This window comes from Wolbachia sp. wLmal (assembly GCF_049435495.1).
Classification (GTDB): Bacteria; Pseudomonadota; Alphaproteobacteria; order Rickettsiales; family Anaplasmataceae; genus Wolbachia; species Wolbachia pipientis.
Genome location: NZ_CP185405.1, coordinates 1,160,928 through 1,180,674, shown reverse-complemented (window position 1 = coordinate 1,180,674; position 19,747 = coordinate 1,160,928). Strand labels below are relative to the sequence as shown.

General features: G+C 34.1%; 16 protein-coding genes and 2 pseudogenes. 10 read left to right on the top strand and 8 right to left on the bottom strand.

All coding sequences use genetic code 11. From position 1 onward, the window contains the following. Positions 1-572: 572 nt before the first annotated feature. The 3 genes from ACEL90_RS05990 to ACEL90_RS05980 are packed head-to-tail and all read right to left on the bottom strand — an operon-like array spanning position 573 to position 2,596. Complete coding sequence (locus ACEL90_RS05990; RefSeq protein ID WP_423348924.1) at positions 573-1,181, bottom strand: SCO family protein; 609 nt, start codon at positions 1,179-1,181, stop codon at positions 573-575. A 44-nt stretch (positions 1,182-1,225) separates the two neighbouring features. Beyond that, positions 1,226-1,921 carry a DNA polymerase III subunit epsilon gene (gene dnaQ, locus ACEL90_RS05985; RefSeq protein ID WP_423348923.1) on the bottom strand — a complete coding sequence of 232 codons (696 nt, stop codon included), beginning with the start codon at positions 1,919-1,921 and terminating at the stop codon, positions 1,226-1,228. A gap of 24 nt (positions 1,922-1,945) precedes the next feature. Then, complete coding sequence (locus tag ACEL90_RS05980) at positions 1,946-2,596, bottom strand: Tim44/TimA family putative adaptor protein (protein WP_010962367.1); 651 nt, start codon at positions 2,594-2,596, stop codon at positions 1,946-1,948. 164 nt (positions 2,597-2,760) lie between these two features. Between ACEL90_RS05980 and secB the strand changes: the two genes are divergently transcribed. From secB to putA, 3 genes are all read left to right on the top strand, one after another. After that, positions 2,761-3,228: a protein-export chaperone SecB gene (gene secB, locus ACEL90_RS05975; protein ID WP_423348922.1), complete on the top strand. Its 468-nt coding sequence runs from the start codon at positions 2,761-2,763 to the stop codon at positions 3,226-3,228. 50 nt (positions 3,229-3,278) lie between these two features. After that, positions 3,279-5,864 (top strand): aconitate hydratase AcnA, encoded by a 2,586-nt coding sequence (gene acnA, locus ACEL90_RS05970; protein ID WP_423348921.1) that lies wholly within the window; start codon positions 3,279-3,281, stop codon positions 5,862-5,864. 134 nt (positions 5,865-5,998) lie between these two features. After that, positions 5,999-9,139 (top strand): bifunctional proline dehydrogenase/L-glutamate gamma-semialdehyde dehydrogenase PutA, encoded by a 3,141-nt coding sequence (putA, locus tag ACEL90_RS05965; RefSeq protein WP_423348920.1) that lies wholly within the window; start codon positions 5,999-6,001, stop codon positions 9,137-9,139. Between the two features lie 141 nt (positions 9,140-9,280). Here putA and ACEL90_RS05960 read toward each other — a convergent pair. After that, a pseudogene (locus ACEL90_RS05960) lies at positions 9,281-10,408 on the bottom strand (transposase). 296 nt (positions 10,409-10,704) lie between these two features. Next, positions 10,705-11,097 carry a TraR/DksA family transcriptional regulator gene (locus tag ACEL90_RS05955; RefSeq protein ID WP_423348919.1) on the bottom strand — a complete coding sequence of 131 codons (393 nt, stop codon included), beginning with the start codon at positions 11,095-11,097 and terminating at the stop codon, positions 10,705-10,707. 106 nt (positions 11,098-11,203) lie between these two features. Here ACEL90_RS05955 and ACEL90_RS05950 point away from each other — a divergent pair, with 106 nt between their 5' ends. Next, complete coding sequence (locus ACEL90_RS05950; protein ID WP_151808123.1) at positions 11,204-11,851, top strand: heme exporter protein CcmB; 648 nt, start codon at positions 11,204-11,206, stop codon at positions 11,849-11,851. Positions 11,852-11,863: 12 nt separating this feature from the next. On the opposite strand, the gene ACEL90_RS05945 is transcribed toward ACEL90_RS05950, so the two are convergent. Next, positions 11,864-12,016 carry a hypothetical protein gene (locus ACEL90_RS05945; RefSeq protein ID WP_423348918.1) on the bottom strand — a complete coding sequence of 51 codons (153 nt, stop codon included), beginning with the start codon at positions 12,014-12,016 and terminating at the stop codon, positions 11,864-11,866. 195 nt (positions 12,017-12,211) lie between these two features. Further along, positions 12,212-12,876, bottom strand: a pseudogene (gene trmB / locus ACEL90_RS05940) (tRNA (guanosine(46)-N7)-methyltransferase TrmB). A 139-nt stretch (positions 12,877-13,015) separates the two neighbouring features. On the opposite strand from trmB, the gene ACEL90_RS05935 reads away from it, so the two are divergent. The 3 genes from ACEL90_RS05935 to ACEL90_RS05925 all read left to right on the top strand — a co-directional run bounded on the left by ACEL90_RS05935 (position 13,016) and on the right by ACEL90_RS05925 (position 15,375). After that, positions 13,016-14,668, top strand: a complete 1,653-nt coding sequence (locus ACEL90_RS05935; RefSeq protein WP_423348917.1) for a 30S ribosomal protein S1 — start codon at positions 13,016-13,018, stop codon at positions 14,666-14,668. A gap of 29 nt (positions 14,669-14,697) precedes the next feature. Next, entirely contained in the window at positions 14,698-14,976 is a 279-nt protein-coding gene (locus tag ACEL90_RS05930) for an HU family DNA-binding protein (protein ID WP_264337936.1), read from the top strand. A 72-nt stretch (positions 14,977-15,048) separates the two neighbouring features. Continuing rightward, on the top strand, positions 15,049-15,375 hold the full coding sequence (locus ACEL90_RS05925) for a cell division protein ZapA (RefSeq protein WP_010082086.1): 327 nt from the start codon (positions 15,049-15,051) through the stop codon (positions 15,373-15,375). On the opposite strand, the gene ACEL90_RS05920 is transcribed toward ACEL90_RS05925, so the two are convergent. Next, positions 15,350-15,628 carry a succinate dehydrogenase assembly factor 2 gene (locus ACEL90_RS05920; protein ID WP_006279484.1) on the bottom strand — a complete coding sequence of 93 codons (279 nt, stop codon included), beginning with the start codon at positions 15,626-15,628 and terminating at the stop codon, positions 15,350-15,352. The two genes, ACEL90_RS05925 and ACEL90_RS05920, sit on opposite strands and share 26 nt — an antisense overlap. Positions 15,629-15,727: 99 nt before the next feature. Here ACEL90_RS05920 and rseP point away from each other — a divergent pair, with 99 nt between their 5' ends. From rseP to ACEL90_RS05905, 3 genes are read left to right on the top strand one after another with little or no spacing between them, the layout of a single operon-like run. Next, a complete protein-coding gene (gene rseP / locus ACEL90_RS05915) occupies positions 15,728-16,846 on the top strand; it encodes an RIP metalloprotease RseP (protein WP_423348916.1) in 1,119 nt (372 codons plus the stop codon). A gap of 8 nt (positions 16,847-16,854) precedes the next feature. Beyond that, the gene (gene bamA, locus ACEL90_RS05910; protein ID WP_423348915.1) at positions 16,855-19,191 is read left to right on the top strand and encodes an outer membrane protein assembly factor BamA; all 2,337 of its coding nucleotides are present in this window, start codon (positions 16,855-16,857) and stop codon (positions 19,189-19,191) included. Beyond that, complete coding sequence (locus ACEL90_RS05905; RefSeq protein WP_423348914.1) at positions 19,192-19,743, top strand: OmpH family outer membrane protein; 552 nt, start codon at positions 19,192-19,194, stop codon at positions 19,741-19,743. Positions 19,744-19,747 lie beyond the last annotated feature (4 nt).

Below are 19,747 nucleotides of genomic sequence, written 5' to 3'. Positions count from 1 at the left end.
TGTTGCATCGCTAGCTATGATGGATTAAAGATAAAAAAGGTAGAGAATATCAGTAGCTTATTATTCTGGTATTTATAACAAGAACGGTCAGTGAATACCTAAATTTGAGTAAAAGAAATTTCACTACCACTCACTAATCTGGCTAAAATTCAAGAATTTCAATGCTTTAGCTATTTTCAATAGAATTAAATTTATTAATATAAATAACAAATTACTATTCTTAAATTTGATCAGATTGATTGCAAAAAAAACAAGATTTTCAATAGGTTACTTATAATCCTAACTATAGTTAGCCTTTCATAAGTAGCGATGCAACAAAGCCCACTGGAATCCAGAAATTTTGCTTATAACTGAGCTGATGAGCTAAAGGTAGTTGTCTTACGCTAAAACAAGCGTTTTTAATTAAGTTGCATAGAAGCTGGATCCCAGTGTCTAGGCACTGGCCCACTGGTGGAAATTGCTCCCAAACTACAACGTTCGTACAGTTGTGTGTGTCTTCCCATGGAGATTGCTCTCAAATCATAATGCTCATGCAGTTGCATGCTCGACTAATTAACAGAAAAATCTATAATTCAGTTTACGTATTTTCTTATCTCAGCCAAAATCTTATCAGATTGACTTTCGTCTGAATTTAAATCAGCTGCAAAGTGTGTAACATATTTTCCTCCAGGGCCAATAAGGTACATTATTGAAGAATGGTTGATTTCTTCTTCTCCACCAACTTTGCTAGCATATACTTTATACTTTGCAATTACTTCGTCTATTTTTTCTCTTTCACCAGTTAACATTTGTATTCTGTGGTCAAATTGCTGCTGAAATTCTTTAAGTCTTTCCGTGCTATCGCGCTCAGGATCGACTGTGATGAAGAATGTTTGTAGCTTGTTGTTAGTTTTCTCATCTAACTTTGCAAGTGTTTCTGAAATTATTCCAAGGTTCATAGGGCAAATTCTTTTGCATGAGGAAAACCCAAAGAAAATCATCATGTATTTATCTTTAAAATCACTACTGCGCAAGATCCGTCCGTCCTGATTAATTAAAGAAAAATCTCCGCCTATCTTAACTTCTGCGTTGTGAATCGCTGCTGGGGCAAATATGCCTTTTTTAGTGAAATAACAATAACCTAAAAAAACAACTGCTAATGCTACTAGCATATTAGATAACAATCTTATAAACCTTACCATTAGGGTGCTCTCAGTAAAATTAAATTGTATCTTTATTGGTTGATCTATTCAATATGTTTATTCCAAAGTGTATTGTTAATTTTGTCTAACAGTTTCTTATGTTCATCAATTTCTTCACTATTTGGTGAATGTTCTCTGGGAGTTAGATTACGCACTTTATGCTGAACGAATGTAGAGTTACTGTCCTGATTGCATTCATTATCAAACAGAAAGGTTTGTAACCCTCCTGTAAGTTCAACATATACCTTTGCAAGCAATTGAGCATCAACTAGTGCTCCGTGCAATTCTCTATTCTCTAGCGATATATCAAAACGCTTACATAATGCATTCAAAGAAGCAGGTAATCCTGCGAATTTTTTCCTCGCAAGAGGTAATGTATCTAGCACTCTATCTGAGGAAATTAACCCAGCATTCAGCTTGCTTAGCTCCATGTTAAGGAACTTAACATCGAATTCAGCGTTGTGAATTACCAAAATATCATTAGATATAAAGTCAAGAAATTCAAGTGCAACATCTGAAAATAATGGTTTATCTTCTAAAAATTCTTCACTAATACCGTGAATCTTAAACGAGTGATAAGGTATATCTCTTTCTGGGTTAAGGTACCGATGGAATACTTTACCTGTTGGAATACGATTAATTAATTCCACACACCCTATTTCAATAATTCGATGACCAGATTCAGTGTCAAGACCTGTCGTTTCAGTGTCAAGTACTAGTTCGCGTAGCTTGCTTTCCATGGTTAACTCTAAATAAAACTAATCTTACTTGTCATTTGTCTTATCGTTACTTGTCTTTTTATAGTGAATAGAAACAAGCAACCAGCTTGGGTCTGATGAATTAACATTTTTTTTGAATTGCCATACATCCTCAACTTTATTAATAGTGGATGTACTACCTGATATTATATCTCCTTCATTGTTCTTGACGAAGTTAATTTGCTCTGAAAGGAAATATACTGCAATAAACACTGCGTTTTTTACTAGCTTTATTTCTAAAATCTTTTGTGAAACGATAGAAACAATTATAGACTCGTGCACCTCTTTACGATGTTTAATCTTCTCTGCAAAATTATCATATAAGTCTTTATCGAGAAGTGGTTTTAACTGAGACAAATTTCCTTGATTGAAACATTTTATTATTAATTCAAAAGCTATGCTTGAACCTTCTATAAAGTGGGAAATAGAAAAATCTTTGTTTTTTTTTAATATTTGTTTATAAGTAACTTTTATTGAATTTTCATCATTGCTATCAATGTAGCCCTCAATGTTTTCTACTACATCTTCTCTACTTCGGCTTACATCCAATACATTAGTTAGCTTTTTTAGGTTGAGGTTGGCTGACCTTCCTAAAGAATTATACAAACGTGAAAAAATGAACGCCGCTAATAAAGCATATATTACAAGCTCTATCATAGTAACTCAACTCCTTGGCATATAAAGTATCCGAACATTATTAATTATTAATGAAAATATGTTTTTCATATCAACTTATAATCAGGTTTGCTATTCGTTTGTAAATGAATATATTATATAAGAAAGTATTAAATATCTCAACTTAATTAAAGGAGACGTAAGAAATGCCACAACAAAAAATGAGAATTCACGGTCAATATGTTAAAGATCTATCATTTGAGAATCCGAGTTCGCCATTCCTTTCTTCTAGTAAAGCTCCAGATATTAACGTAATGGTTAATATCAATTCAGCAAAATTAGAAGGGACGAAAAACAAAGAAGAAGTGAATGAAGAAAAATCTTTCCATGAAATTACTTTGCATATAGAAGTCAAAGCAACGGTAAAAGATGAAGGCATAAAAGATGGCGTAGCTTTCATTTGTGAAACGAAATATTGTGGCATTTTTTCAATAGAAAATTTAAAAGAGTTGAGTGAGGAAGAAGTAAGACAAGCTTTGTTTATTGGTGGACCTACTTTTCTTTTTCCTTTTGCAAGAGAAATAATTGCAAGAGTTACAAGTAGTGGTGGATTTCCCCCACTAATGCTAGATCCGATAGATTTCGAAACTATGTATGAGCAGCAAGGTCAATAACAAAAAAGTAACGGCAGTAATTCCAATTTTAACTAATATAGTGTGATAGGATGAACAATTCTTTAAATGCAAAAACGACTTTAAACATTGACGGGAAGTCATACAACTATTTTAGCCTAAGTAGTGCTAGTGAATTTTTAGGAATAGATGTGACTAAATTGCCTTGCTCACTTAAGGTTCTGCTTGAAAGTTTATTGCGCAATGAAGATGGAGTGAACGTAAAGCTAGATGACATAAGAGTACTAGCAGACTGTGTTAATAAACACACTAATCACGAAATTAGCTATAAACCAGCAAGGGTGTTGATGCAAGATTTTACAGGGGTTCCTGCTGTTGTTGATCTGGCTTCAATGCGGGACTATGTTAAGAAAAATGGAGGAAACCCAAGCAATATAAATCCGTCTGTACCGGTTGATCTTGTGATTGACCATTCTGTTCAAGTAGATAGTTATGGAAGTGTTTCCGCATTCAGTAAGAATGTTGAGTTAGAAGTAAAAAGAAATTTGGAGAGATATCAATTTTTAAAGTGGGGAGAATCGTCCTTCACAAATTTTAGAGTAGTGCCGCCTGGCACAGGGATTTGCCACCAAGTGAATCTTGAATATTTAGCGCAAGTTGTGTGTAATAATGATGGAGTCATATATCCTGATACTTTAGTTGGTACTGACAGCCATACTACAATGGTTAACGGATTATCAGTTCTTGGTTGGGGTGTTGGAGGCATAGAAGCTGAGTCTGTGATGCTTGGTCAACCAATTAGTATGGTGATTCCAGAAGTAGTTGGATTTAAATTAATTGGCAGATTGTCGGAAGGAGTAACTGCGACCGATTTAGTGCTGACGGTTACCAATATCCTAAGAACAAAAGGCGTTGTTGGTAAGTTTGTAGAATTTTATGGTGATGGTTTAGATTATTTATCTTTGGCAGATAGAGCCACTATAGCAAACATGGCCCCGGAGTATGGCGCAACTTGTGGATTTTTTCCAATTGATCAAAAAACGCTAGATTATTTAAGCTTAACCGGAAGGCCAGAAAAGCTGATTAAGCTAGTTGAGGCTTATGCGAAAGAGCAAGGACTGTGGCGTAGTAGTGACGAGTTAGCATTTTTTGACACACTAGAGCTTGATTTATCAAGCGTGGAGCCAGTAATGGCTGGTCCCAAAAGACCACAAGATAAGGTTTTTCTTTCACAAGTGGCAGAGTCCTTTTCTAAATCATTTTTAGTTAATGAGTCAAAGGAAAGCGATAAACTCCAAGATGGAAGTGTAGTTAGTGCAGCAATAACAAGCTGCACTAATACTTCTAATCCAAGTGTGATGATTGCTGCAGGTCTTGTAGCTCGTAATGCAATTAAACTTGGATTAAAATCAAAGCCTTGGGTTAAAACTTCTCTTGCTCCAGGGTCACAAGTTGTAACAGAATATTTAGAAAAGTCTGGATTGCAGGTAGATCTAAATGCTTTGGGTTTTAATCTAGTTGGATATGGTTGCACAACTTGCATTGGGAATTCTGGTCCACTTAATAAAGATATAGAAGATGGCATTAAAAACAAAAACTTAACCGTTGCTGCAGTTTTATCTGGCAATCGTAACTTTGAAGGAAGAATTCATCCGTTAGTCAAAGCTAATTACTTGGCATCTCCGCCACTTGTTGTTGCATATGCACTTGCTGGTACTGTGCAAATTGATCTGACAAAAGATTCAATATGCAAAGATAAGAATGGAAATGACGTCCATCTCAAGGATATATGGCCAACAAACAATGAAATCGAAGATTGTGTTAAAAATGTGGTAACACGTGAGATGTTTATACAAAAGTATAAGGATGTTTTTTCTGGTGATGAACATTGGCGAAAGATAAAGTGTGAAAAAAGTGAAATCTATAATTGGGATGCAAATAGCACTTACATACAAAATCCGCCCTATTTTGATAATTTATCACCTAAAAATAATAAAATCGATATAAAAGGTGCACAAATATTGGCAATGTTTGGCGATAGCGTAACCACTGACCACATTTCCCCTGCTGGAAATATTGCCTCAAGTAGTCCTGCAGGTATATATTTAAAAAATCTTGGAATTGAGCCACAGGACTTTAATTCGTATGGGTCTCGTCGTGGTAACCACAATGTAATGATGCGTGGGACTTTTGCTAACATTAGAATAAAAAATGAAATGGTAAGCATCGAAGGCGGCTATACAAAATATATTCCTTCTCAAGAAACTATGTCGATTTTTGATGCAGCAATGCGCTACAAGGAAGCTCTCATCATTGTGGCAGGAAAGGAGTATGGCACAGGTTCAAGTAGGGATTGGGCAGCAAAGGGTACTTTATTGTTGGGGGTTAAAGTTGTCATTGCAGAAAGCTTTGAGCGTATACATAGGTCCAACTTGGTCGGCATGGGTGTTCTTCCACTTATATTTCAAAATGGAATAACCAGAAAGATATTTGATGGTAGCGAGGTAATAAGCATAAAAGGTGAAATAGTGCCAGGTGGAAATCTAGAATGCATCATCAAAAGAAAGGATAATTCAAAGCAATCAATTCAACTCAAATGCTGTGTACAAACCGCAACTGAGACTAAATACTTGATGTGTGGTGGAGTGTTGAGCTACATACTTGCACAATCTTTTTGATTTAGTGAAGTTATTGCATGGACTTCTTTTAGCCAGCCCTGATCCCTTTGTAAATAGCAATTTGCTCTGCGCAAAGTTATGATATAATTTCACCATACATATGGTGTCGGAGTATTTTTTGGAGATAATTATATATGATAAGCTCTATACAAGAACCTAATGAACTCAGAAAACGTTTACAAGGATTTTATCGTACTGATGAAAAGAGTTATATACGTTATCTTGTAGAAAAAGCAGAGCTTTCGGCTGATTCAAAAAATAGAATTTATAATATTGCAAAACAAGTTATTGAAAAAATCAAACACAATAAATTAAGTATTGTAGATTCCTTTATGCAGCAATACTCGCTTTCCAATGATGAAGGAATAGCATTGATGTGCCTTGCTGAATCGCTATTTAGAATACCAGATGATTATACAATAGACGAGCTAATCAAAGATAAAATTGCCAATCAAGAATGGAGTAAATATTTAGGATATTCTTCTTCATTGTTCGTCAATGCTTCCACGTGGAGTTTAATGATAGGTAGCAGTATATTGAGAGATAATGAAGGCGATTCGAAGTTCTATTACGCAATTTCTAAGTTACTTAAGAATTTAGGAGAACCGATCATTCGCAAAGCAGTAAAACAAGCAATGTCTATGCTTGGTAATCATTTTGTTGTTGGAGAAACCATAGAAGAAGCTTTAAGGTACGCAAAACTAGATGACAATAGTAAGTTTTTATACTCTTTTGATATGCTTAGCAAAGCTGCTCACACAACTGAGGATGCAGAAGAGTATTTTAATTCATACATGCACTCAATAAAAGCTATAGGTGAATCCACTGAAATAAATGATTGTTTTAAATCCCATGGAATTTCAATCAAACTTTCTGCTTTACACCCACGTTATGAATTTAGTCAATTTGGCCGAATTGCTGGTGAGATATTCACTAAGGTTTTAGAGCTCTGCCGCGAGGCAAAAAAATACAACATTTCACTATGCATAGGCGCAGAAGAAACAGAAAGGCTTGAAATTTCCTTAATCTTGTTTGAACAATTACGGCTTGATGAATCACTTTCTGAGTGGGAAGGGCTCGGCTTGGCTGTACAAGCATATCAAAAACGTGCTTTATCTGTTCTTGACTTTGTAGAGGATGTTGCTATTCGATCAAAGCACAAAATTATGGTGAGGCTTGTAAAAGGTGCATATTGGGATTCAGAAATCAAGTGTACGCAAGAATTGGGATTAAATGATTACTCAGTATTTACAAGAAAAAGCTATACTGACGTATCTTACCTCGTGTGCGCACAGAAACTTTTGAGTAAACCAAACAGCTTTTACCCATGCTTTGGAACTCATAACGTCTATACTTTTGCTTCTATCATGGAACTTGCTGATAAAAACCACCCTGGATTTGAATTTCAACGCTTACATGGAATGGCAAAAGACTTATATGATTATGCAATGTCAGAGCTTGCAACAAATGTTAGCTGTCGTGTCTACGCACCCGTTGGGGAACATAGTGACTTGTTGCCTTATCTTATAAGATGCCTTCTTGAAAATGGAGCTAATAGTTCGTTTGTTAATCAAATAAGTGATCCTAACGTTAAAATCGATGAGTTAATTTCAGATCCACTGGAAAAAGCTATAAATTTTAATTATGAACCTCATCCAGGCATTCCATTACCACAAGATATTTTGGGACCAGAAAGAAAAAATTCCTTGGGGATGGATATTAGTGATTCTGTGATAGTCTCACAATTTGCAGATGATATAAAGGGTTTTAGTGAAAAAAAGTGGCAAGTTGGACCAATAATTGATGGAAAAGCACTATTTGATAATGCTGAATTTATCGAAGTAGTGAATCCTGCACATTTGGAAAATGTAATTGGAGAAGTGTCAAGTGCAACAAGCGATCAAGCTTTAAACGCTCTTGAAATAGCACATAGTGCTTTTGCTAAGTGGCAGAATGTTTCAGCAGAAGAGCGCGCTAAATGCCTTGAAAAAGCTGCAGATTTGCTTGAGGAAAGGATGAAAGAGTTAATTTACATTCTGATTGTGGAAGCAGGAAAAATTTTATCCGATGCAATAGCAGAAGTAAGAGAGGCAATCGACTTTCTGCGTTATTATGCAATGATAGCAAAAAATGAACTGAGCGACTGGAAAAAATTGCCGGGCCCAACAGGTGAAGATAACTTCATCTTTTTTGAAGGCAGAGGAGTTTTCTTATGCATGTCACCGTGGAACTTTCCGCTCGCTATCTTCATTGGGCAGGTCTCAGCTGCACTTGCAGCAGGTAATGCAGTGCTGGCAAAACCGGCAGAGCAAACGCCGATTATTGCCTACGAAGCTGTTAAGATACTACATGAAGCTGGGATACCAAAGAATGTGTTACACCTCATTCCTGGGGATGGTGGATATTTAGGCAAAATATTAGTTCCAGACAATAGAATTGCCGGAGTAGCTTTTACTGGCTCAACACAAACTGCTCAAATAATCAATAAAATGCTTGCAAATAGGGATGGTCCTATCGTACCACTTATTGCTGAAACAGGAGGGCTCAATGCTATGATAGTTAATAGCTCTGCTCTCTTAGAGCAAGTGACTACGGATGTTTTGCTTTCTGCGTTTCGCAGCGCTGGCCAACGCTGTTCTGCGCTTAGAGTGCTGTTTATTCAAGAGGACATAGCAGAGAAGCAGATAAAAATGATATGCGGTGCAGCGCAAGAACTCAAGATTGGTGACCCAATACAACTTAGTACTGATATTGGTCCAATAATTGATAAAGCATCTATCGATATACTCACTCAACATACGCAAAAAATGTCAGAGGATAAAGATTCAAATCTGTTATTTAAAGTACCCATGGATACAAATTCTCATAATGGTTATTTCTTTCCTCCATATATTTATGAGATACAAAAAATTTCGCAATTAAAGCAAGAAGTATTTGGTCCTATTTTACATATCATACGTTTTAACAAGTCACAATTAAATGAAGTTATAAGTGATATAAATAGTACTGGATATGGGCTTACGTTTTCTTTGCAGAGTCGTATACAAAGTCAAATTGACACTATAAGTAAAAAAATATCAGTTGGAAATGTCTACATCAACCGTAACCAGATAGGTGCAGCAGTTGGGATACAACCATTTGGTGGTAGAGGACTATCTGGCACTGGGCCAAAAGCTGGTGGTCCTAATTATTTACAGCGTTTTTCTACAGAAAAAGTTGTAAGTGTTAACACTACAGCATTTGGTGGTAACACTACACTTATGTGTTTGGATTAATTTGCGGGCCCTAATTTTTCTTACCCCTAAACTAGACGTTCGTGCAGTTATGTACACAGCGCTAAAATCCGAAAAGGACCAGCTCATGCACTGAAATAAATCGTATCCGTTCAGCCAATGACGTCAACTTAAGAACTTTCATTAGCAAATTCTCCTAAAGACATGATGGCGTTTAGGCTTATCTACTTTATTGCGGCTGTCCAGGTCGGATTTTAACTTTAGCGCGTATACTTAAAAAGGGCTTGAAAGTTTTTTGGCGCAATAAGTACCTGATAGAGTTTCTGCCTCATTGCACCAAATAAAACTGAAAAATTTAAACGATACTCAGTAATTTGATCTGGGTTCCAAGGCCCTTGTGCATCACATATATGAAGCGATAATATATTGCACATGACCAAGTTTGCCCAAAATTCTTGTAATACAGCCTCTCCAGAAAAATTCTCTAACTCTGCTCCTACCTTGAGTCGTTTCCTCTATGTGCCACCTTAACACATAAGCTTTGCTCCAAAGTCTCGGTCAAAAACTCTGTTTCTCAGTTGGCTAATGTCAGCACTATAACTCTTACTTTCTGTCCTTTCATTTTATTTTTTAGCTTTTCATTTTCTAATATAAAATCAAAATCTAATTCGCCAGCGTTCCCATAGCTTACTATAATTTCTTTTTTGCAAGCGAAAAATAAAATCTACTTCCAAATCATAATGCTGCTGAATGAATTTTACTGAAGACGATCATAGATAAATAATAATTTCTCTTGATTTAATAAACGCATTTGAGTGATAACTTCGGGTAATTGCTCTGCCGCCAACGTTTGTTCACCTATATTCCAAGCTGCAAGACGAGCACTACAAATCAGCGAAGTACACAAATCAACAAACAAATTGCCAATGGTGCCTGTTGTTCCATTTGGTTCAAACTCGGATACAATTTCTCCAGAGCTGGGTAATCTCATACCAGAACCATCTGCTGCAATAAGTCTATAGCCTCTCCAACTCAGGTTCATCCTGATAGGCTGTTTGGATGCTTAAATTCTTGAAAGCCTGTATGGCAAATCTTATATCTTGCTTTAGAAAAAGCTTGCTTTGAGGGTACATGTCAATGGCTCCATAAGTTCACATTCTATTCCCAAACTTTTTTTAACTAACTTTAAAATCATAGAAAATACTGTCGAAAAAGCTTGTTCGTGTAAAACTCAACACAATGGATTTTCTGAAAAGTTTTCGAGTATATTATATTTTTAATTTGTAGAATAAGGTTTTTTCCTTTTTGCATGTTTCACCTAAAAAAGACACATTTTAAACTTTTTTGTTGCAATAAAATAGAAACAAAAGTGCTGTTTCTTGCACTCTTTGGATAATTTAATGATAAAAAATTTAGAGAGAAATTTTATACACTATCGCTGATATTTTTCCTTAAGTTGATGCCATTGCCTGAACGGATACAACTTAATTTTTAATCTGCAGGAGTCAAGTTGAGAATGTCCAATTTTCCACTTTCTTTATAGCATAACATACTTCAGCGCCTCTTGCTCCTCTTGAAGTCCAATGGGCTCACCACTTATGTGTAAATTAATCGTTAATGTTGTACACGTTCTTTTCTTTTTCTACTCTCTCTTGCTCTTCAATACAATATATAGCAAGCGGATTAGCTTTAAGTCTTTCGACTCCTATTTCTTCTCCTGTTCCATCGCAGTAACCATAAGTGCCTAATTTTATTTTTTCTAACGCCTCCTTAATTTTTTCTTTTCTATCTTTTCGACGCTTGATTAATTCCTCGTTTCCACTATCTTCATCAAAATAGTATGTATCAATACTATTATCTTCTAGTTCTTGTTTCTCTAACTCAGCGAGTATTGATTGTAACTTTAAGCTGAAGTATTCCAGTTGTTTTACGCTCATATATTCTTCATCTTCTGAAGGAGTATAATCTTCTGGTGACTTTATTTTTGGTAACTTTTCCATAATTGCATTATCAAAAAAATAATAAAACCTATATAATTTATGAACAAAAAATTATACTACCTCAAAGTAAACACTATAATTTATAATAAACATTTAAAAGCCTAGTATGATCGACTCAGTAAAAAAATTAGTAATAGATGATAAGAACTTTACCTATATAGTATGTATTTTTATCATAATGTTAAGTTTATCTTCATTTACACTTAAAAACAACAATAAACAAGAAGTTATGTTAACATTAACATGGATATGTGCTACATTTGTTTTGCAGATTTCTACAAATAATTTGTTTACATCTGATTATCATGATGGAATATTAGAGCAAATCTTTGTACAGCCACTCTCTTCTAGGCTTATAGTTGCTTATAAAATTTTCGCTCACTGGTTATTATTTGGGTTACCGATTTCAGTAATTTCTTCCATATTCAGCTTTGCAATTCTAGGCAATAGTATTGAACACTCAATAGCAGTTGGAGTGTCTTTATTATTTAATACGCTGATAATCATTAATATTTCAGCTACTGGAAATGCATTGATGATTGGTCGAAACAACTTAGCATCAGGAGTATCGCAAATTCTTGTTTTGCCAATGATAATGCCAACCTTTGTGTATTTTAAAATGCTAACTCAATTTGAAAATTTATCCTTGAATATTTATACACTACTAATCACCATCTTAGTTTTTGTTATTTTGATTGTTAACAGCACCATAACTACTCACATGGCACTAAAATTTGCTGTGGAACAGGATTGAAAAATCTTACTGTTATTCAGTAGACTTCTTGCATAACCTAGAAAAAAGGCAAATAGTTATTATAGATTTAGGTTTATCGACAATTTGAAAAACCTTCATTCCAGCATCCTTCCCTGTCATCCCAGTGTCAAAAACTGGGATAACAGCTAACCTGACAACCGTCATCCCGCTACGTGTTAGCGCCGCGGCGGCATGACGAGAAAGGGGCTACTTGGATGATACCTTTTTCCTACTTAGTTTGGGTTATGCAAGAAGTCTATTCCTTCATAAGGAGAAGTAGTTAAAGGAATTTACTCTATTTCTCCCTCTTTTTTTATTATTTTTAATCTATAGTTAACGTAAAAGAGATATGCAAAAACTCTATTGATCCATAGTCTGCAAATTATTAATAACACTTACTTTAAAGAACCTCACTTTACGCTGATCTTTGAGCGCTCTTCTGTGGTATTTTGTAAGAGTATAACTTGTGAAATCGTCTTCCCTATAGATTAAAGAGTTACACTGCTTTATATGTGATGCTATCCACTCTGCATAGTCCTGATGATCGGTTGCAATGAATATTTCCCCTGTTATAAGTATTTTTTTTGCTAATAAATTTAAAATTCCGTATTAATTAATCGTCTTTTATTGTGACTTCTTTTTGGCCATGGATCTGGAAAGAGAATAAAGAATCTTTCAACACTGTTATCAGGAAAATTTGCAATCAATTCTCTTGCATCTTCTGTCCACACTAAAATATTTTTTATGTTCTGTATTTCTATGTTTGTTAGCAAGCGAGAAACCCCCTTTAAGTAGGGCTCACATCCTATAAATAATAGATCAGGTTCATTGAGCACCTGGTAAAGCATATTTTCACCGTTGCCAAAGCCTATTTCTACCCATATTCTTTTTTGTGAATTTACAATTTTCTCTATAGATTCCTTGCTGTTTTGAATAGAATATTTTTCCAATATTTCATCAACATCAGGTTTTAGCCTGGACCTTCTGGAGAACGATCTAATCCACTTGCTATTCTTAAATAGCATATTCTTGATACATATATAATTTTCTCACTATATTTTATATAGCTTAAACAATTCTCGAAATGAGTTAATGAAAAATTACTTGTCAATAATTGTTAATATTATATAATATATGAGTTCTAATAAAGTTTAAGTTAAAGGTATGAATAATAATAATCCAGTCGTAAATCTACCGGTTACTATCAGAAAGCTATCATCAAACAAATTTATAGAAGAGGTATGTCAAGGCCAATTTGAGGATCAAGGTAATACCTTGTTTGAAGATTCTTTTGTTAACAAAATTAAAGAAGGAGATGTGGTAGAAGGTGTAATTACAAGAATAAACCCTAACGACGTTGTGGTTGATATTGGTTTAAAATCTGACGGGAGAATTCTGATCAAGGAACTCGGTTGTAATGATGAGGTCATTATTGGCTCGAAAATCAGAGTTTATGTGGAAAGAATTGAAGATTATCATGGTAATGTTGTTCTTAGTCGTGAAAAAGCAATTAGGGACGAAAAATGGAATAAGTTGGAAGAAGATACAGTTACAAGGGCTGAGGTAAGCGGAGTTATTAAACGCTCAATTAAATGTGGCTTTATTGTTGATCTTGGTGACGGAATAAGCGCTTTTTTACCGCTGAGTCATGTGGATTTGAAGCAAGTAAAAGATGCGAAGCACTTTATTGAAACTGAACAAAAGTTCATCGTGCTTAAAATGGATAAGAAGCAGGGCAATATTGTAGTATCAAGAAAGCTGGTGTTAGAAAAATTGCACGCTGGTGAAAAAATTAAATTTTTAGAATCTTTAAATGAAGGCGATATAATAGAAGGGAAAATAAAAAGTATCACTCATTACGGTGTATTTGTCGGTATTCATGAATCAGATGTAGTGGGAGTTATAGATGGATTGTTACATATTACAGATATCTCTTGGAGTAGGGTAAGTCATCCGTCTGCAGTTTTTACTTGTGGTCAGACTATAAAAGTTAAAATTATAAAAATAGATAAGGAAAATGCTAAAATTTCCTTGGGTGTGAAGCAGCTAGAAGATAGCCCTTGGCAAGATGCAGAGTCAAAATATCCAGTTGATAGTGTGCATAAGGGTTATGTAACAAGCATAGAAGATTATGGATTATTTGTTGAGCTTAGACCTGGAATTGAAGGTTTAGTGCACTCGTCAGAAATAACTTGGGTTAAGGGTAATTTACCAGTTAGTGGTCTCGTAACAAGGGGACAAGAAGTATATGTAAAAATTCTCAGTATTGACATTGCTAAGAGTAGGATGAGTTTAAGCATGAAAAGGTGTGTAGACAACCCTTGGCAAGTATTTATCAATAAATATCCTCCTGGTTCTATTGTTTCTGGTGAAGTGAAGAATAATACCGGCTCATATGTATCTGTTGCTTTCGGTGATTCTGAAATAGATGAGAACGTAGAAGGGACAATATATGTGAAAGATTTTAGTTGGTCTAAAAATGGTTCAGATGAGATAAAGAAGTATAATGTAGGTGATAAAATAGAAGCAAAAGTAATAAGGGCTGACGTGAATCGGGCAAGAATTTATCTTGGAATAAAACAAATAGAGTATGATCCTCTTGAAGAACTGATAAAGAAAGTTAAGGTAGGTGATAAAATACAGGTTATTGTAGGTAAGAGAGAAGATAATGGACTAGTCGTTGAAGTTGAGAACGATGTAACCCTTCTAATAGATCAAGAGCATTTACCAGAGAATAAAAAATTCTCTATATCAGAAAAAATAGAAGTTGAAGTATTGGGTGTTGAAGAATATAACATAGCATTATCTGCTAAGTGATAAGGTTTACTTATTTTGGCTTCATATAAATGGCAACAAAGTCTGATATAATAGCGAGGGTAGCAAAAAGACATCCTTTTTTAGATAAGATTGTTATAGCAGCTATAGTTGATAGATTTTTTGGGATACTTTCAAGCACATTGAAACATCATAATAGAGTTGAAATTAGGGGGTTTGGTTCTTTTTCAGTTAGAAGTTATAACTTGAAAGAAACAAGCCATTTAATGTTACAGAAGTTTACAAAGAATCAATACTTTAAAACATATTTTCGTAGCAGTAAAAAATTATCTGATTTGATAAGTGAATAAAAATTTATACCATAAATAAGATGAAAGTAGGGGTTTGAGTTTATACTGTACGATAGAAATTTTTAGCACCATATGCAAGTAGTAGAAATAGTTATACGTAATAACACATATAAAATATCTTGCGAAAGTGGGAAGGGGAATCATTTATTACGCCTTGCTAATAGTTTTGACAAGTTAGTTAGTTCTGTATCTCAAAAAACTGGAGGTAAGGGTTCGGATGCATTAAATTTCTTACTTGCAGCACTAATTCTTGAGGATAAAATTTTAGAATTAACAAAGCGATTAGATGAAGTAAATCAAGAGCGCGAAAAGTATAGAAACGAGAAAAGAATAGAATATACTGAGGTACTAGATAAGGTAAATAAGATTATCACTAATCTTGAGTGCATAAAGGATTAGCTTCAATAAAGCAAGCAATTAAATTGACTATCTGACTATTCAAGCCAGGAGGGAGGTTTGTCTTACGAGTTATGTAACAATATAATTCGTAATCATCAAGATCAACTATTTTTTCGTATTCGATTAGTTCGCTTAAGGAAAATTTATCAAGATATTTCAATGCGAAATGCCCTAAAAGTATATCGGTTTCTTTGCAACCCCTATGCCAGCTTCTATATATTAATTTTCTTCTGAGTAGTGAGGTATCTGTCATTACAATTAAACTTTTTTAAATTTAAAAGTTAAACTAAATACTTGTCAAGCGAGGCGCATTTTAATATACTTAACATTTTGTTAAGATCTAAATATACAGGTGGAATTAATTTCTAATCTTATCCATCAATTTAGCGATGGAATATATTATTTTTTATCATTTTCTTTAATAATTTCTGTCATAGTATTCGTGCATGAATATGGGCATTATGTTGTTGCCAAAGCATGCAAAGTTAAAGTTGAATCTTTTTCCATAGGTTTTGGTCCTGAAATTTTTGGTTTTAACGATAAGTCTGGAACTAGATGGAAATTAAGCGTTGTTCCATTGGGTGGTTATGTTAAAATGCTAGGAGATACTAATGCAGCGAGTGTCCCAGCTGATCAACAAGAATTAACGGAAGAAGAAAAATTGTATTCATTTCATACAAAACCGCGTCATAAAAAAGCAGCAGTAGTTTTTGCAGGGCCTTTTGCAAACATGGTATTTGCTGTTATAGCTTTTACAATATTTTTTAGCATAGCAGGTTATTATCGCACTCCACCGGTGATTGAAAATGTAATCGAAGGTAGTGCAGCTAAGCAAGCTGGTTTGTTGCCAGGTGACACTATTACACAAATCAATGAGCATAAAATAAAATACTTTGAAGATGTTTCACGTGTGATAATGTCGAATCCTAAAATAAGAATGGAGATTGAGTATAGCAGAGATAATGAGAAGCACAGGACCAGTTTAACTCCATTAATAATCAAGGACAAAGACGTTTTTGGCAACACAATAGAAAGAGAAACTATAGGGATTATTTCAGTCAATACATTAAAGCAGTCGTCTTTTCTTGGGGCTGTGAGCTTATCAGTAAGTGAAACTTACCACACTATGTGCTTAACGATCAAAGCTCTCTTTCACATTATTGTTGGTAAAAGGAGTATCAATGAAATAGGTGGGCCAATAAAAATCGCAAAGTATTCAGGGCAATCAGCTAAAAAGGGGTTCGTTATGGTTGTGTATTTCATGGCAATTATTTCAGCTAATTTAGCTGCAATTAACTTGCTGCCAATACCACTGCTAGATGGTGGGCATTTATTTCATTATATCATAAAAGCGGTTATACGTAGGGATTTAAGCTTGAAATGTCAAAAATATGCAGCTATTTTTGGTGCTTTAGTGTTGTTTTTGCTTATGGCAACTGGAATGTCAAATGATATTAGGGATCTTTTTTGAAATAAAATATGAAAAAGCTATTTTATATACTGGTAGTGGTTTTTATTTCTTTTCCTGCCCTGCTTGTTGCTTTAGGAACTGCGGAAAAAGTGCAGGTGAAAGATGTCAAATGTATTGGTAATGAGAGGGTAAGCAACCAGACAATAGGGTTCTATATAAAACTAAAATCTGGTGATTGTATAAACGACGATGATATAGACTCAATTATAAAAGATCTATATAAAACAAAGTTATTTGCTAGTGTTAATGCTTACATAGATGATAAAAAAAATTTAGTAATAAAAATTCAAGAAAATCCACTGATTAACAAGGTAGTGTTAAAAGGCAATAAGTTATTTAACAGCAAAGAGCTGCCAAGTAATGTGATTCAATCAAAGTCGCTAACTATTTTAACTGAAACAAAATTGCAAAACGATTTAGTGAATTTAGTCACTACTTATAGAAATAACGGTAAGATTGGTGTTAAAATTGAATATGAACTGAATAAGCTTGATGGCAATAGGGTCAATCTAATTTTTAAAATAAAAGAAGGCAAAACCTCTAAAATTAAGGATATAAGATTTATAGGCAATAAAAACTTTTCTGAAAATGAGCTAGAGCAAGTTATCAAAAGACATAGTAATGACATATTTAGTAAGTTATTTAGAGCTATTTTTAAAGGCGGAAATCATTATTCACCGCAATATCTATTGATTAACACAGAATTGCTCGATCATTTTTATTCATCTAAAGGATATATTCAAAATAATATTCAACCAATTGTTGAGGTTGATAATAACAATCAAACAGAGTTAACTTTTTTGATTGACGAAGGACAGCAGTATTTATTTGGAAATAATGAGGTTAATATTGAAACTGAAATTCAGGATTTGAGCCTAAAAGAAGAAATATTGGATTTTATAACAGAGGAAAACGATAAGATATTTAATAGAGTTAAAATTAATAATACAGTAGAAAAAATAAACAAATATTTAAATGAGAAAGGATATATATTTGCAAAAGTTAATCCAGAGTATGCACAACGTGACAATGTTGTAGATGTAACCTACAGAGTGCTGCCGGGTAAAAAGGTTTATATAAATCAAATTACAATTGATGGTAACGATCGCACTTTAGATAAAGTGATCAGAAGTAAGCTAAGTGTAGCAGAAGGTGATGCGTACAATATATCTGAGATTCAAAAGTCACGTAAAAAACTAATGAGTAGTGATTTTTTTGAAACAGTGAAAGTAAATAGTTATGCAGTTAATGATAATGCAGTAAATCTTGACTTAAGTGTTAAAGAAAAAAACACTACTTCGTTGTATTTGGGAGGAGGTGTGTCTCTTCCTGGTGGAGCATTGATTAAAATTGACCTCAAAGACCGTAATTTATTTGGTACTGGAAAAGAGCTCTCTTTTGCTCTTGAAAAAAGTCAATACGTATTTTCTACTGATTTAGAGTTTGTTGAAAATGATTTTAACGATTCTGATACGTCACTAGGCATGGGTGTATTTTATGAAAAACAAGATAAACCAAACACTACTTTTGATAGTTTCGATATGGGATTTTTTACAAAGTTATCATATAAAGTCACAGAGAACTTAACTAATTCCCTTCGCTATTCTTATAAGTATAATCATATACACATGGATAATAAGGGTGGACAAGACACCGATATCTCTGAAATAATACTGGACCGAAAAGGTAAACATCAGATTTCATCAGTGGGATACACGTTGGCATATAATAAACTGGATAATCTATATGCTCCAAAAGAAGGGTATTTACTGCGCTTAAGTCAGGATATTTCAGGATTGGGAGGAAACGTGAATTTCCTAAAATCTGAATTCTTATCTTTTTATACGCACCCTATATTAAGCAAAATTGACGATGATATAACGCTACGCTTTAAGATGGCGGCAGGTCATATTTTTTCTTATACTGATGAAAATCTAAACATTGGCCAGCACTTTTTTAAAGGGGGTAATGAGATTAGAGGGTTTGACCTTTCCGGTATTGGACCAAGAGCAGAAGACAAAAATAAAAGCTCATTAGGAGGCAAAACTTATTTTAATCTAGCACAGCAAGTGGATTTTCCTCTACCAAAACTATATGACTATGCTGGTATCAAAGGCTCACTATTTGTTGACTATGCAACACTTTTTGGCTTAGATGATAAAAATAAGAAGTATGAAGGGAAATACTACGATAGCAAGCTTGTGAGAGTGTCACCAGGTTTTGGCTTTTCAATGCTTTCTCCTTTTGGTAGACTTAGATTGGATTTCGGGTTTCCTTTAGTAAAGGAATCTTATGATATAATACCATCACCAAATGTTAAATTTTCTATTGAAGCGGGGATTTGAATGAAATATATACAGTTATTTATATCAGTTATTGCCTTAATTATTTCCTTATTTGTGGGGTATAAGTTTGTAGGATATCAACCTCAGAACACAAAAGCTGCAATTATCGATAGTGACAAAGTCATCAATGAATCTCTTGCTCTGCAAAATATACAACAACAAATAAAGGAGCAGAATTCTAGATTACAACAAGAATTTGAAAGTGAGTTAGAAAAACTTAAGCCATCAAAAGAAGAATTTGAACTTTTGTCAGAAGAAGCAAAAAAAGAAAAGACAGAACAGTTTAATAAGCACACTGTAAATACTAGAGATGATTACGCTAAAAAAATGTTACATTTAGAAGAAAGCTATAGAGACGCAGTAGAGAGTGTTTTTAACAAGATAAAAGAAGTCGCTAAAAAAACGGCAGAAAAAAACAACATAGATTTGGTACTATTTATTTCAAAAAAGAACCAAGTTTTATACTCCATGGATGAAGTTGATTTATCAGATGTGGTATTAAACAATATAAACAAGAAAATACCTGAATTTGCTTTGAAAGGCATTGAGTAGGCTT